Origin of the sequence: Actinophytocola sp. (genome assembly GCF_036378875.1) — a bacterium.
Lineage (GTDB): Bacteria > Actinomycetota > Actinomycetes > Mycobacteriales > Pseudonocardiaceae > Actinophytocola.
In genome coordinates this window covers 33,853-48,050 of record NZ_DASUVO010000017.1, presented here as the reverse complement: position 1 = coordinate 48,050, position 14,198 = coordinate 33,853, and the positions used below count along the sequence as shown (strand labels likewise).

The window sequence follows — 14,198 nt, the reverse complement described above, 5'->3', positions numbered from 1 at the left end:
TGGGTGTCATGTCCACGTTGCTTTCCCTCCTTGACGCTTTCGACGACCTGTCACAGGCCCGCGACCTGCGGGAACGTACTTACGTCGGCCTCGGCGACACCGTGGTCGACGTCGGCTGCGGCAGTGGGCGGGCCGTCGGTGAACTCGTCGCACGCGGCGTGCGTGCCACCGGGGTCGACGCCGATCCGGAGATGGTCGAGGCGGCCGTGAGCCGTTGGCCGGGCGGTGAGTTCCACGTCGGTGACGCCACGGCACTGCCCCTCGGTGACGGCTTGGTCACCGGCTACCGTGCCGACAAGGTGCTCCACGTCCTCCCCGAACCCGAATTGGCCGTCGCCGAGGCACGGCGGGTCCTGAAGCCGAACGGCCGCGCGGTGCTGGTCGGTCAGGACTGGGACACGACCGTCATCGACTCCGACGACCCGGTGCTCACTCGTGCGCTCATCCACGCCCGCGCGGACGGCATGCCCAGCCCCCGGGTCGCCCGCCGGTACCGGAACCTGTTGCTGGACCACGGGTTCCGCGACGTCACCATCGAGGTCCACACGATCGTCTTCACCGGTGCGGTGATGCTGCCCATGTTGGCCACGATCGGCGAGGGCGACTGGCTCGCCGAGCAGACCGCCCGCGCGCGCGACGACCGGCTGTTCGTTGCCATCCCGATGTTCCTGGCCAGCGGGGTGCGGCCGTGACCGAACACTCCTTGCGCCTGCCATCGCCATCGGCGAGGCTCCATGGTGGCTATGCGCACGTTGATCGTCGACAACTACGACTCGTTCACGTACAACCTGAGCCACCTGGTCGGCGCGGTCACCGGCGTGGCGCCTGTCGTCGTGCGCAACGACGAGCGGGTCGACCTCCACGACTACTCCCACGTGATCCTCTCGCCGGGTCCCGGCCGCCCGGAACGGCCAGCTGACTTCGGCATCTGTGCCGAACTGATCCGTACCGCGACGGTGCCGCTGCTGGGTGTCTGCCTCGGACACCAGGGCATCTGCCACGTCCACGGCGGCACCGTCGGCCCGGCGCCCCGCGTCCGGCACGGGGAGATCTCACCGGTCCACCACGACGGCACCGACCTGTTCGCCGGTCTGCCGTCCCCGTTCGACGCCGTCCGCTACCACTCGCTGACCGTCACGAGCCTCCCGGACGACCTCGAACCGACCGCGTACACGAGCGACGGCGTGCTCATGGCCGTGCGGCACCGGCACCGCCCGCAGTGGGGCGTCCAGTTCCACCCGGAGTCCATCCGTACCGAGCACGGCCACCAACTGCTCGCGAACTTCCTGCGCCAGCCCCGAGAAAGGCCGGTCGTCGAGGTCCGCCGCACCCCGGCGACCCGCACGATCGAGCACCGGCGCGTGAGCACGAGCGCGTCCGCGGAAACCGTGTTCGACACCCTTCACGCCGGTGCCGACTACGCGTTCTGGCTCGACAGCGCCGCCGGTGGGCGCTTCTCGATGCTGGGTGGCGCGGCTCGGGTCGCCACGGCGGACGTCGCCGCCGGCACGGTCACTGTCCGCAGCGCCGGTGGGGAACAGACCGTCCACAGTGGCTTCCTCGACTGGCTGGCCCGCGACCTCGCCGAGCACCGCGTCGCGCCGCCGGACCTGCCGTTCGACTTCGCGCTGGGCTGGGTCGGCTACCTCGGCTACGAGCTGAAGGCGGAGTGCGGCTCCCCGAACACCCATCGCGCCGAGCACCCGGACGCCGCGATGGTCTTCGCCGACCGCGCGATCGTGTTCGACCACCGGGAGAACGACGTCCACCTGCTGGCGCTGGCGGACGACGGTTGGTTCGACGAGGTCGAGACCGTGCTGTCCACGCTCACCGACCAACCCGCCGAGCTGGCGCCGGTCGACCTGGAACCGTTGCGGTCGCGGCACGACCGTGCCGCCTACCTCGACCTGATCGCCGCCTGCCAGCGGGAGATCATCGCCGGCGAGACGTACGAGGTGTGCCTCACCAACCAGCTCGCCGCCGACGGCAAGCTCGACCCGTGGTCCGGCTACCGCCACCTGCGCCGCGCCAACCCCGAGCCGTTCGGCGCGTTGCTGCGGTTCGGTGAGCTGAGCGTGCTCTCCGCGTCACCGGAACGGTTCCTGCACGTCGGCGTCGACGGCATCGTCGAGTCCAAGCCGATCAAGGGCACCCGGCCGCGGGGCGCGACACCCGAGCAGGACCGCGCGTTGCGCGACGATCTCGCCATGTCCGAAAAGGACCGCGCCGAGAACCTGATGATCGTCGACCTGGTCCGCAACGACCTCGGCACCGTGGCCGTGGTGGACGGGGTCACCGTCGACAAGCTGTTCGACGTTGAGCAGCATCCGACCGTGTTCCAGCTGGTCAGCACGGTCCGCGTGCGGCTGCGGGCGGACCGTACGGCGGTCGACGTGGTGCGGGCGGCGTTTCCCGGCGGCTCCATGACCGGTGCGCCGAAGCTACGCACGATGGAGATCATCGACCGGCTGGAGGGCGGGCCGCGAGGCGTCTACTCCGGTGCGCTCGGCTACTTCTCGTTATCCGGCGCCGCCGACCTCAGCATCGTGATCCGCACGGTCGTCGCTGGCGCGGACCGGGTGACCTACGGTGTCGGCGGCGCCGTCATCGCACTGTCCACACCGGACGACGAGGTCACGGAGACGATCGTGAAGGCCGCGCCGCTGCTGCGGTTGACCGGCCAGGAGTTCCCTGGGGAGGAACGATGATTCTCGACGAGCTGGCGGAACCCGTCGTGGCAGCGCCGATGGCGGGTGGCGGGTCAACGCCGGAACTCGTGGCCGCGGTGTCGAACGCCGGCGGTCTCGGCTTCCTCGCCGCCGGTTACCTGACCGCGGACGCCGTGCGGGACCAGATCGCCCGGACCCGAGAGCTGACGCCGAAGCCGTTCGGACTCAACGTGTTCGTGTCGGAGCGGTCCGTAGTGGACGGTTCGGCCGTGGCGGCGTACGCGGAACGGCTGGCCGCCGAAGCACAGCGGTACGGCGTGCCGCTCGGTGACGCCACCGGCGGGGACGACGACTGGTCCGCCAAGCTCGCGTTGCTGTCCGAGGCACACGTGCCGGTCGTCAGCTTCACGTTCGGCTGCCCGCCGCCCGAGGTCATCGCCGAGGTGAAACGGCACGGCTCCGAGGTGCTCGTGACCGTCACCTCGGCCGCCGATGCCCGTGAGGCGGTCGCCGCGGGTGCCGACGGGCTGTGCGTGCAGGGCCAGGAAGCCGGCGCGCACCGCGGCGGCTTCACCAACGACGGCGTGGACCACACCGGCCTGATCCCGTTGCTGCGCAAGGTGTCCGCCGAGGTGGACGTGCCGCTGGTGGCGACCGGCGGGCTGTCGAGCGGCGCGGACGTGGCCGCTGTGCTCGCCGCCGGCGCGGTCGCCGCGCAGCTCGGCACGATGTTCCTGCCGTGCCCGGAAAGCGGGGCCAACCCACTGCACCTCGCGGCGCTCGCGGCCGGCGACACCCCTACCGAGATCACCCGCGCGTTCACCGGGAGGCCCGCACGGGGACTGGTGAACCGGTTCCTGGCCGAGCACTCAGGCGCGGCGCCGGCGGCCTACCCGCATGTCCACCAGCTGACCAGGGACCTGCGCCGAGCCGGGGACCAGCAGGCGATGTCGCTGTGGGCCGGGCAGGCGTACGAGTTCGCCCGGCCATTGCCAGCAGCGGAACTCGTGCGAGAACTGGCCGCCGGGGCGCGGTCGGCACTGGCAGCCGCCGCACGACGGTGGCCGGTTTAGCCAGGTACGCCCTCAGCACGGCGACGCCGATCCTGGGCAGGTCGCCCGCGTGCCGGTACGCCAGGTAGAGCGGCTCGTGGCGGGGCTGGAACTTGGCCTTGAACGCGTGCAGTGAGCCGAACCCGTACAGGGGCTCCATCAGCTTGCCCATCACGTCGAGTGCCCGCTGGATCACGCCGGCCTTGCCCTTCGCCGACCGGACCAGTGGCGCACCGGACAGCGACACGACCTCGGCGCCCTCGTCCTGGAAGGTCAGGCAGGACTCCGCGATCAGGAACTCGATCACCGGCCGGAAGCCGTCCGCGCCGCGCCGCATCATGTCGAGGGTCCAGCCGCGGGGCTTGCCGTCCGCGCCCAGTATCGGCAGCCAGGACGTGACCCCGTGGACCGTGCCGTCGCCGTCGATCGCGATGCCGACCCGGACACGCGGGTCCAGGGCCTCGGTGACGCCGCCGAGTGTGAAGCCCAGCTCAGGTGTCTTCTTGCCCTTCAGCCAGCTCCGCGAGATCTCGCGGACCTGCCGGATCACGGCCGGGTCCTCGTCGGCGAGGGTGACCATGCGGAACGTGATGCCGTCCTTGGCCGCCCGGTTGCGGGCCGTGCGGATGTCCTGCCACTTCTTGCCGCGGAACTCGAGGCCGGGCAGGTCGAGGAGGGTGTCCTCGGCGACCTGGACACGCCGCATGCCGGCCGTCGTGGTCGCGCTGACCGAGAACCATGCCGGAACCAGACCTTCCCGGTCACAGTGGGCGGCGAACGCTCGTGGTGCGGCCTGCCGCCACTCGGGCGTGCCGACCGGGTCGCCCAGGGCGATGGCGACGCCCGCGTGCCGGCGGTAGGCGACGTAGCCGCCCTCACCGTGCAGGAACTCCATGCCGCGCCAGGTGCCCATCCAGGAGAGGGTGCCCCCACCGTGGGTTTCGAGGAGCCTGAGCGCTCGGTCGTCGTCGGTGTTCCGTTCGGCGCGGCGGACGTACAGGGGCCCGAGCGGCAGGGCGACCACGACCGCGACCAGGTGCACGACGTCGGCGAGGTGCCCGATGACCAGCAGCGACCCGACGACGTAGGCGAGCAGGCCGGCCCGCGCCCAGAAGCGCCAGCGGGACGGCAGGGTCGCCGTGACCACCGCCGCGGCGGCCAGCGACCCGCCGGACGGGCCGACGTCCAGCGCCGTCGCCAGGCTGGTCCCGGAGACCAGCGCGCAGGCGCCGAGAACGCCGATGACGTGCCCGAACGCCCAGATCACCGCGGTCCGCGCGGTGCCGAGGCGGTGCTCCGCGAACCCCACGAACACGGCGAAGCTCAGGAGCACCGGGACGTAGCAGAGCGGCGTGATCGCGAACGGCGCTCCGGTGAGTACCGCCCACCACCGACCGTCATGGAACGCGGGCAGACCGTAAGCGAGTGAATCACCCCAGGAGGTGTCACCGATGGGTGTGACAAAAAGTCCGAAGAGGACGCCAAGGGTGACGAAGACCCCGAGTCCGCCTGCGGTGAACGGGTGTCGGCGCAACATGTCTCAACTCTGTCTCGGCAGGTGGCGGGAGACACTGGCGCCAGCACCCGAACCGTAGGTAGGGCTCTCCCCACCAGAAAGAAGACCCAATGAGCCGTTACCTACTGGCGGTGGCCGTTGCCGCGGCTGCCGCCGCTTCGCTGTTCGCGGGCACCGCGGCCGCGCAGCCGAAGGATGACCCCGTTTCGGGTGATGAGAGAGCCACCGCGTACTCCGGAAACGTGGTCGACCAGGACTGTGCCGAGCTGTTCGAGGGCAGCCAGGTCATCGCGTCCGGCGATCTCACGTACGTCGTGGACGGTACCAACACGTACATCGACGTGACGGGCGTCGCGACAGGCGTCAGTGTCGCCGCGGTCATCGTGAAGGGTGGCCCGGCGTACAACGAGTACCTGGCCGAGGACCTGGGCGACCTGCCGTGGGAGGACCTGCACTCCCCGCTCGTGTCCAGCGGCGAGCCGGCGCAGATCAGCCACTGGTTCGCCTGTGGTGACAAGGAAACCGACACGACAACGACCACAACCACGACGACCACGACGACGGAGCCGTCCGAGACGTCGACCACGACGACAACGACCTCCTCGGAGGTCGAGAGCGCATCGGTCACGACGACGATCGGCACCACCACGGCCGTGGCCGTTGCGGCGGCGGCCGCTGAGGGTGGCCTGGCCTCCACCGGGTTCAACGGCGGTTGGCTGGTCGTGCTGGCCGCGGCTCTGCTGCTCGCCGGTGGCGCGCTGCTGCTGCTCGTGCGTCTGCGTACGGCGCGTCGCTGACGCATCGCCCAGAGCGAACGCCCCCTTGTCCCCGGGGCGTCCGTTTTTGTCGGTGGTCCGTGCGATCGTGCGGACCATGACAAACAACACGAACGACGTATGGTCGGACGGTGCTCGCCGACGTCCTGCCGTACCTGTGCTGTCCACACTGCTCGGCCGGGCTCACGGCCGACGCCGGATCGCTCCGGTGCCTGTCCGGCCACGTGTTCGACGTGGCCCGTCAGGGATATGTGAACCTGCTGGCGGGCAAGGCGCCCGTGACCGGCGACAGCGCGGCGATGGTCGCGGCACGGGACGAGTTCCTGTCGGCCGGCCACTACGCGCCGATCGTGGCCGCGACCGTGGCGGCGGCCTCGGGGGACGGCTGCGTCCTCGACCTGGGTGCGGGCACGGGCCATTACCTCGCCGCGGTCCTCGACACCTCGCCTTCGCGGGTGGGCATCGCGCTGGAGATCGCGAAACCGGCGCTGAAGCGAGCCGCCCGCGTGCATCCCCGGCTCGGCGCGGTGGGCGCCGACACGTGGCAGCGGCTCCCGGTGCGGGACGGCGTGATCTCCGTGGCGCTCAACGTGTTCGCGCCACGCAACGCGGCCGAGATCGCGCGAGTCCTGGCACCGGACGGCCGGCTGGTGGTGGTGTCGCCAACGCCCGCGCATCTCGCTGAGCTGGTGTCCGCACTGGATCTGCTGACGGTCGGCGAGGACAAGGCGGCCCGCGTTTCCGCGTCCCTGCCTGGCTTCGACGTGTCCACACGGGACGACTGCGAGTTCACGATGTCGTTGACGCACGACGAAGTCCTCGCTCTGGTCGGCATGGGGCCGAGCGCGTGGCACGTGAACTCGGAGTCGCTGCGGTCACGGGTGGTCGCGTTGCCTTCGCCCGTGTCGGTGACCGCGTCGGTGACGGTGACGTCTTATGTGAGGGGGACGTGATGGTGCGTTATGCGATTGTCGGCGCGGGTCAGCGCGGCGCCGGGTATGCCGACTGGATCGGCCGGCACGGGGACGACGCGCGGGTGGTCGCCGTGGCCGAGCCGCGGGCGCACCAGCGTGAGTCGCTGGCGCGCCGGTACGGGGCCGAGCACGTGTTCTCGTCGTGGGAACAGCTGGCAGCCGCGCCACGGCTGGCCGACGCCGCCATCGTGTCCACACAGGACGCCGCGCATGTGGCGCCGGCCATTGCCCTGGCGCGCAAGGGATACCACCTCCTGGTGGAGAAACCGTTGGCACCGACCCCGGCCGAGTGCACCGAGTTGGTGGAGGCGGTCACGGAGGCGGGCGTGCTGTTCGCGGTCTGCCACGTGATGCGGTACCGCCCGTACACGGCACTGGTCAGACGGCTGGTCGACGAAGGCCGCGTGGGTGAGGTGATGAGTGTTCAGCACCTGGAGCCGGTGGGGTACTGGCATTACGCGCACTCGTACGTGCGGGGCAACTGGCGCCGCGGCGACCTGGCGTCGTTCATGCTGCTGGCGAAGTCCGTGCACGACATCGACTGGCTGCGGCACATCGTGGGGCGGCGGATCGAGCGGGTGTCCAGTTTCGGGTCGCTGAGCCACTTCCAGCGCTCGTCGCAACCGAAGGGCGCCGCCGACCGGTGCCTCGACTGTGCGGTGGAGCCGACGTGCCCGTACTCGGCGCCGAGGCTCTACCTGGGCATCGTCCGGTCCGGCCACACAGGCTGGCCGGTGAGTGTGCTGACCGACGAGGTCACGGAGGCGGGTGTGACGGCGGCGCTGCGCACGGGACCGTACGGCCGGTGCGTGTACGCGTGCGACAACGACGTGGTCGACCATCAGGTGGTGGCCATGGAGTTCGAGGGCGGCGCCACGGGAACGTTCACGATGACCGGGTTCACCCCGCACGTCGACCGCAGGACACAGATCTTCGGCACACAGGGCTTCCTGGACGGCGACGGTGAACACGTGCGCTTACACGACTTCGCCACGGGTCAGACGGAGACGTTCACGGTCCCGAGCACCGGCCAGGACACGGACGCCGGCCACAACGGCGGCGACGCCGGCCTGATGGCCGCCTTCACGGCCGCGGTGGAAACCGGCGACGCCGGCCACATCCTGTCCGGCCCGACGGAGTCCCTGGAGTCACATCTGGCGGTCTTCGCGGCGGAGCGCGCCCGACTTTCCGGAACGGTCGAACACGTCTGAATCGGGCAATACAGTGGATACGTGAGAGCGGACGCAGCTCGCAACGTCGACGCGGTCCTGCACACCGGCGCCCGGCTGCTGGCCGCCGACCCGGCGACCTCGATAGCCTCGATCGCCGCGGCGGCCGGCGTGGACCGAAGAACCGTGTACCGCCGCTTCGCGACCCGCGAGGCACTGATAACGGCCGTGTTCAACGCAAAACTGGCGGCCGCCGAACAGGTACTGGACACGGCCCGCCTCATGGAGGCACCCGTTGCGGTAGCACTGCATCGCTACGTAGAGGGCGCCATCCCGTCGATCCGCCTGTGGCCAGTGGAAATCAGCCCATTCACCACCGCCGACGAACACCTCGACGCCCGCCGCCGAGCGGTCCGCGCCCAACTGGACGCGTTCGTGGACCGCGCGGTAGCGGAAGGCTTCTTCCGCTCCGACCTCCCACGAGACTGGATCCGCACAATACTCGACCACACCGTGCACCTGGCCGCACAACAACTACCCGACCTACCCGCCCCACAGTGCGCCGACCTGGTGGTGAACACACTGATGAAGGGAATCGGCAGTGTTTTCTAGCTCGGGCAGGGCTGTGTTTTAGCTCGGGCAGGGCCACCGATCGCCTTCGGCGAGCGGCCTCGGGTCGGTTTGCTCAGGTGGTTGCGGGCCGGTGTGGGTGGTTGGTTGTCGTGGGTGGTCACCTGACGATGCCCGCGGCCAGGGCTCGTCCCTCGCCCCTGCCCTTGACATCGTGCGGCGGCCGCCCTCGCCAAAGATTGGCGACCTCAGCACACTTCCGAAGCGTGCTTCGCTTCGGCAGCGGCCTCGGGTCGGCTTGCTTGGGTGGTTGCGGGCCTGGCTTCAGCTGGAGGGCCCAAATCCCCTGGGAGACGTCGACCGCCACGGGTACGGTGGCGCGATCATGGCTCTGGGGAAGGAAGGCGCGGGTGCCGGTCAGCAAGTTCGTCGCCAGGGGGACCAGTGGCGGGCGGTGGTCGCGTACATCGAGCAGGCGCCCATCACCGGTCCCTCCGCGTTCTGATTACCAGGGGATCTGCGGCGAGCGGTAGAAGTCGACGCCCATCGCCTCCCAGCGTGGGCCCTGTGCGGCCAGGCGGGTGCGGAACGACGCCCAGTCGTGCGTCGACCACGGGGACCAGCCCAGTTCCGCGATCGCCGGCAGGCGCGGGAACGCCATGAACTCGATGTGGTCGCTGTTCTCCAGCGTCTCGGACCACAGCGGGGCCTCGACCCCGAGCACCGCCGATTCCGGCACGTTCTCCACGTAGGCGCCCGGGTTCCAGTCGTACGCGTCGTCCACCTCGGTGAAGCCCGCCCACGACAGGCCAAGCGGGGTGCTCTCGTCGTACTTCATGTCCAGGTACGCCTTGTTCGCCGGCGACATCAGGATCTTGTTGCCGGCCGCGGCGGCGTCGGCCACCAGTTCGCTGGTGGTGGTCGTGCCCCAGAACTGGGCGACGCCGGAGACCGGCGGTGTGGCCTTCAGGAACTCGTGCCAGCCCGCGACCTTCTTGCCCGTCGCCTCGATCATGGGGAAGACCCGGTCGAAGAACTTGATGAAGTCCGGGTCCGTGGTCACGTGCGCCTCGTCGCCGCCGAGGTGCAGGTACGGGCCGGGGGTCAGTTCCGCCAGCTCGGTGATCACGTCCTGCACGAACCGGTACGTGATCTCCTTGTCGATGCACAGCGAGCTGAAACCGACCTCGATGCCCGTGTACAGCGGCGGCGCGACGCCGTCACAGTTCAGCTCGGCGTAGGACGCCAGCGCCGCGTTCGTGTGGCCCGGCATGTCGATCTCCGGCACGATCGTGATGTTGCGGGCCGCCGCGTACTTCACCAGGTCGCGGAACTGCGCCTTCGTGTAGAACCCGCCGGGGCCGCCGCCCACCTCGGTCGAGCCGCCGTGCTCCGTGAGCCGCGGCCAGCCGTCGATCTCGATGCGCCAGCCCTGGTCGTCGGCCAGGTGCAGGTGCAGGTAGTTGATTTTGTACAGGGCGATCTGGTCGAGGTAGCGCTTCACCTCGTCCGGGGTGAAGAAGTGCCGGGCCACGTCGAGCATCGCGCCGCGGTAGGCGAACCGCGGGAAGTCGACGATCTTGCCGGCCGCCACCGTCCACGGGCCGCGCTGCTTCGTGCGGCTCTCCACCTTCGCCGGGAGGAGTTGCCGCAGCGTCTGCACGCCGGCGAACAGGCCGGCGGAGGTACGCGCCTTCACCAGCACGCCCCCGCGGTTCACCGTCAGCTCGTAGCCCTCGGTGCCCAGCCGCGCGGGGACGTAGCCGAGGTCGAGCGTGATCGCGCCCTGCCGGCGGTCCGTGACCACCGGCAGCCGATAGCCGGTCGACGGGCGCAGCACACCCGCGAGCAGCTCGCCGACACCGCGCGCGCCACGGTCGACGCTGATCACGGTGTCGCGGGACAGTTCGAAAGCACCGCCGTGGCGGTCAGGTGTGACCGACACTGGCGCCGGTATCACCCGGTTCATGCGGGACTCCTCAATGGCGCTGGCAGGCGCGCTCTGCCCGAGCACGGCCAAGCTGCCGATCGCCAGGACGGTGAAAAAACGGGACGCAGGGTTCCTGGACACACGATCCTCCCGAGTGGCTCGGACATCCAGATATAGACCACTAGTGGTCCAGACCACAACCTCTCAACCCTTGAGCGCTCCCGCGGTCGCGCCGGACACGAGCTTGCGCTGCACGATCAGGAAGAACACCAGTGCCGGCAGTGCGTACATCACCGAGGCGGCCGTGATCCCGCCCCAGTCGGTGCCGAACACCGTCCTGAACGTGGACAGCCACACCGGCAGCGTCTGCTTGTCGTTGTCACGCATGAACACCAGCGCGTACAGGAACTCGTTCCACGCGGTGATGAACGCGAACACCGAGGTCGCGACGATGCCCGGCCCGAGCAGCGGCAGCACGACCCGGCGGAACGCGCCGAACCGGCCGAGGCCGTCAACCATCGCGGCCTCCTCCAGCTCGTACGGGATGCCCTGCACGAACCCACGCAGCGTCCACACGGTGAACGGCAACGTGACCGCGAAGTACACCAACAGCAGCGACGGCAGCTTGTTCAGCAGCCCGGCGTCCTGCATCAGCAGGAACATCGGGATCAGCAGCGCCTCCAGCGGCGCCATCTGCGCGATCAGCACCAGCAGCAGGAAACCCTTGCGTCCCCGGAAACGTAGGCGTGCCAAGGGGAAGGCGGCGAGGACCCCGGCGACGAGCGAGCACAGGACCGCGCCGACGGTGACGATCAGGCTGTTGGTCAGGTGCGTGAGGAAGCCCGGCTTGTTCCAGGCACTGACGAAGTTGTCCAGCGTCAGCGACGTGGGGAACAGGTCGTAGTCGGGTGTCAGCATCAGCGTGGACGGCTTGAACGCGCTGCTGAACAGCCAGTACGTGGGGAAGGCGAACACGAGCGCGACGAGCACGCCGACAGTGTTGAGCGCGATGCGCTGGCCCCGGGTCTTCTTCATGAGATGTCAGCCTCCCGGGTGCGGAGCAGCAACTGCAGGTAACGGGCGGTGAGCGCGAGGAGCACGATGATCATCAGCACCGCCACGGCGGACGCCACGCCGAAGTGCCGTCCGGCGATGCCGCGCAGGTACATCAGGAGCGGCAGAGTGGTGCTCTCGCCGTCCGGACCGCCCTGCTTCATCGCCCAGACCTGGGCGAACACCTTGAAGTCCCAGATCACCGACAGGAACGTGGTGAGCGTGACCAGCGGCCGGATCGCGGGCCAGGACACGGTCGTGAACGACTGCCACGAGCTCGCCCCGTCGATGGCCGACGCCTCGTACAGCTCCTGCGGCGCCTGCAGCAGGCCCGCGTACATCGTGAAGCAGACGAACGGCACGGCCTGCCAGACGATCAGGATGCCGATCACGGTGAGCGTGCTCGCGCCGCTGGAGAACCAGGAAAAGCCCTGGAACGAGTCGAAACCCAGCTTCACGAGCGTCTTGTTGAGGATCCCGTACTGCTGGTCGAAGATCCACTGGTACACGGTGGTCGCGGCCAGGATGGGAGTCGCCCATGCGAGCACCAACGTCACCTGGACTGCCACCCGGACCGACTTGGACAGGTGCCGCATGAGCAGCGCGATCAGCAGGCCGGCGAGGATCGTGCCGGCCACGACCGCGGCCGTGAACAGGACCGTCCGCAGCGTGATCGTCCAGAACTCGGGTTCGGCGAGCACCGAGGTGTAGTTGTCGAGGCCGACCCACACGATCTCGCCGCGGACCAGCTCGCCGAGGTCGAGCTTGCGGAAGCTGATGCCGATGACCTGGATCGCGGGCCAGCCGAGCAGCACCACCATGACGAGCACGGCCGGCGCGAGGAGCAGGTACGGGATCGTCTTCTCGCCGAGGTTGAGGACCCGGCGACGCGGCGCCCGCGGCGGTGCCGGCGGGGTGGTTCCCGCCGGCACCGCGGTGTGGACCGTGGCTGTCATCCCGAGAAAGCGGCGTCCAGCGCGGTGTTCGCGTCGTTCGTCGCCGTGTCGAGGTCCTTGGCGCCGGTGAGGTAGGCGGTCATCATGTCCTTGAGCGGGTTCTGGCCCGCCTCGACGGTGCCCCACTTCGGGGTGGCCGGGGCGGCGTTGCCGCTCTTGGACGCCGCCGCCATCGCCTTGCTGACCGGGTTCGCGTCAAGCGCGGACAGGTCGGTGGAGGCACCCGGCACCATGCCGGCCTCGGCGAGCTGCGACTGGTACTTGTCGGAGAGCAGGAGCTTCAGGTAGGCCTTCGCGAGCTCGGGGTTCTTGCTGTTGACCGGGATCGCGAGGTTCGAGCCACCCTGGAAGACCGGCGCGGTCTTGCCCGCGGTCTTCGACGGGATCGGGAAGGCGGAGGTGTTCTTCTCGATGTCCGGGTTGTCCTTCGCGGCCGTCCCGACCTCCCACGGCAGCGCGATCATCATCGCGACCTTGCCCTGGCCGTAGATGCCGGCCTGCTCGGGGTTCTGCTCGTCGTTGTCCTTGGGCGCGGTCGTGCCGGACGCGTCGACCAGCTGCTTATAGAACTCCAGGCCCGCCTTGGCCTCGGGGGAGTTGACGGTGGCCTTGAACTCCTTGCCGTCCTTCTCGGCGATGTTGCCGCCCTCGTCGTAGATGAACGACAGGAGCGAGTACCAGTTCTGGCCCGGCAGGTAGAGCGGCTGGAACTGGGGGTCGCTGCCGAAGGTGGCCTTCAGCTTGGTGATCGCGTCGAGCCACTCCTGCCGCGAGGTCGGCGTCGCGGTGATGCCGGCCTGCTGGAACATGTCCGTGCGGTAGAGCACGACGCGGTTGGCGGCGTAGAACGGCGTCGCGTAGTCCTTGCCGTCCCATTCGCCGGATTGCTTGAGGCTGGCCAGCCACTGGTCGCCGTTCAGGTCGGCGACGTCCCCGCTCAGGTCGGTGAGCACGCCGTCAGCCGAGAACGAGGGCGTCAGCGTGTTGCCGAGCTCGATGACGTCCGGCGGGTCCTGGCTGGCCAGGGCGGTGGTGAGCTTGTCCTGGATGCCACCCCACTCCTGGACCTCGTACTTGACCGTGACGCCGGAGTTGGCTGCTTCGAACTCCTTGTTGAGGGCGTCGGTGAGGGTATCCGGCGCCGAGCCGCTCATCAGCCAGACGGTCAGCGTCTTGTCCCCGCTGCCACTGCTGTCGCTACTACCGCCACCGGAACCGGCACAACCGGCCGTGGCTAACGCGATGGCCGCCGCGCCGGCCACCAGCTTCGTCAAGCGCTTCACTATGTCGTCCTTCCGTCGCGCTGGCCGCGCGTCCCAACCAGTGGTTCAGACCAACTGGTATAGACCTAGTGGTTTAGACCAATGGTGGCACTCTGGTCCCGCGATCGCGCCGTGTCAAGACAATCGTCGAAGACGTTGCCCGTCTGTTTTCGTTGCTGTTCAACGAGATGCAGGAAAGGTGCGAGAACGACCAACGCAACCCGCGTGTCCAACACTCCGGTCGCGCGTGTCCAACACTGGGGACCGGTGA

Annotated in this window: 11 protein-coding genes and 1 pseudogene; 7 read left to right on the top strand and 5 right to left on the bottom strand. The window is 69.3% G+C overall.

Annotated elements, in window-relative coordinates; all coding sequences use genetic code 11:
- Nucleotides 1-8: 8 nt before the first annotated feature.
- From VF106_RS04710 to VF106_RS04700, 3 genes are read left to right on the top strand one after another with little or no spacing between them, the layout of a single operon-like run.
- Nucleotides 9-692 (top strand): methyltransferase domain-containing protein, encoded by a 684-nt coding sequence (locus VF106_RS04710; protein ID WP_330838303.1) that lies wholly within the window; start codon nt 9-11, stop codon nt 690-692.
- 51 nt (nt 693-743) lie between these two features.
- The gene (gene pabB / locus VF106_RS04705; protein WP_330838302.1) at nt 744-2,708 is read left to right on the top strand and encodes an aminodeoxychorismate synthase component I; all 1,965 of its coding nucleotides are present in this window, start codon (nt 744-746) and stop codon (nt 2,706-2,708) included.
- Nucleotides 2,708-3,742 carry a nitronate monooxygenase gene (locus VF106_RS04700; RefSeq protein WP_414638863.1) on the top strand — a complete coding sequence of 345 codons (1,035 nt, stop codon included), beginning with the start codon at nt 2,708-2,710 and terminating at the stop codon, nt 3,740-3,742. Before pabB ends, VF106_RS04700 begins: the two co-directional genes overlap by 1 nt.
- A gap of 67 nt (nt 3,743-3,809) precedes the next feature.
- Here the strand turns inward: VF106_RS04700 and VF106_RS04695 are convergent.
- Nucleotides 3,810-5,258, bottom strand: a pseudogene (locus tag VF106_RS04695) (phosphatidylglycerol lysyltransferase domain-containing protein); the annotation flags it as partial.
- A gap of 89 nt (nt 5,259-5,347) precedes the next feature.
- Between VF106_RS04695 and VF106_RS04690 the strand changes: the two are divergent.
- The 4 genes from VF106_RS04690 to VF106_RS04675 all read left to right on the top strand — a co-directional run bounded on the left by VF106_RS04690 (nt 5,348) and on the right by VF106_RS04675 (nt 8,768).
- Nucleotides 5,348-6,034: a hypothetical protein gene (locus VF106_RS04690; protein ID WP_330838300.1), complete on the top strand. Its 687-nt coding sequence runs from the start codon at nt 5,348-5,350 to the stop codon at nt 6,032-6,034.
- 110 nt (nt 6,035-6,144) lie between these two features.
- Complete coding sequence (locus VF106_RS04685; protein ID WP_330838299.1) at nt 6,145-6,966, top strand: putative RNA methyltransferase; 822 nt, start codon at nt 6,145-6,147, stop codon at nt 6,964-6,966.
- A 2-nt stretch (nt 6,967-6,968) separates the two neighbouring features.
- Nucleotides 6,969-8,198: a Gfo/Idh/MocA family protein gene (locus VF106_RS04680; RefSeq protein ID WP_330838298.1), complete on the top strand. Its 1,230-nt coding sequence runs from the start codon at nt 6,969-6,971 to the stop codon at nt 8,196-8,198.
- A 21-nt stretch (nt 8,199-8,219) separates the two neighbouring features.
- A complete protein-coding gene (locus VF106_RS04675) occupies nt 8,220-8,768 on the top strand; it encodes a TetR family transcriptional regulator (RefSeq protein ID WP_330838297.1) in 549 nt (182 codons plus the stop codon).
- Between the two features lie 463 nt (nt 8,769-9,231).
- Here the strand turns inward: VF106_RS04675 and VF106_RS04670 are convergent, their stop codons facing one another.
- The 4 genes from VF106_RS04670 to VF106_RS04655 form a co-directional block, all read right to left on the bottom strand.
- Entirely contained in the window at nt 9,232-10,761 is a 1,530-nt protein-coding gene (locus tag VF106_RS04670; protein ID WP_330838341.1) for a beta-N-acetylhexosaminidase, read from the bottom strand.
- A 99-nt stretch (nt 10,762-10,860) separates the two neighbouring features.
- Nucleotides 10,861-11,691: a carbohydrate ABC transporter permease gene (locus tag VF106_RS04665; protein WP_330838296.1), complete on the bottom strand. Its 831-nt coding sequence runs from the start codon at nt 11,689-11,691 to the stop codon at nt 10,861-10,863.
- Nucleotides 11,688-12,665, bottom strand: coding sequence for a carbohydrate ABC transporter permease (locus tag VF106_RS04660; RefSeq protein WP_330838295.1), 978 nt, complete (start codon nt 12,663-12,665; stop codon nt 11,688-11,690). Before VF106_RS04660 ends, VF106_RS04665 begins: the two co-directional genes overlap by 4 nt.
- Nucleotides 12,662-13,948 (bottom strand): extracellular solute-binding protein, encoded by a 1,287-nt coding sequence (locus tag VF106_RS04655; RefSeq protein WP_330838294.1) that lies wholly within the window; start codon nt 13,946-13,948, stop codon nt 12,662-12,664. Before VF106_RS04655 ends, VF106_RS04660 begins: the two co-directional genes overlap by 4 nt.
- Nucleotides 13,949-14,198: the final 250 nt, after the last annotated feature.

What these genes read in the sequence shown, in the direction of transcription:
- VF106_RS04690 (WP_330838300.1), top strand. Translation starts at nt 5,348, where the DNA reads ATGAGCCGTTACCTACTGGCGGTGGCCGTTGCCGCGGCTGCCGCCGCT.
- VF106_RS04660 (WP_330838295.1), bottom strand. Translation starts at nt 12,665, where the DNA reads ATGACAGCCACGGTCCACACCGCGGTGCCGGCGGGAACCACCCCGCCG.
- VF106_RS04710 (WP_330838303.1), top strand. Translation starts at nt 9, where the DNA reads ATGTCCACGTTGCTTTCCCTCCTTGACGCTTTCGACGACCTGTCACAG.
- pabB (WP_330838302.1), top strand. Translation starts at nt 744, where the DNA reads ATGCGCACGTTGATCGTCGACAACTACGACTCGTTCACGTACAACCTG.
- VF106_RS04665 (WP_330838296.1), bottom strand. Translation starts at nt 11,691, where the DNA reads ATGAAGAAGACCCGGGGCCAGCGCATCGCGCTCAACACTGTCGGCGTG.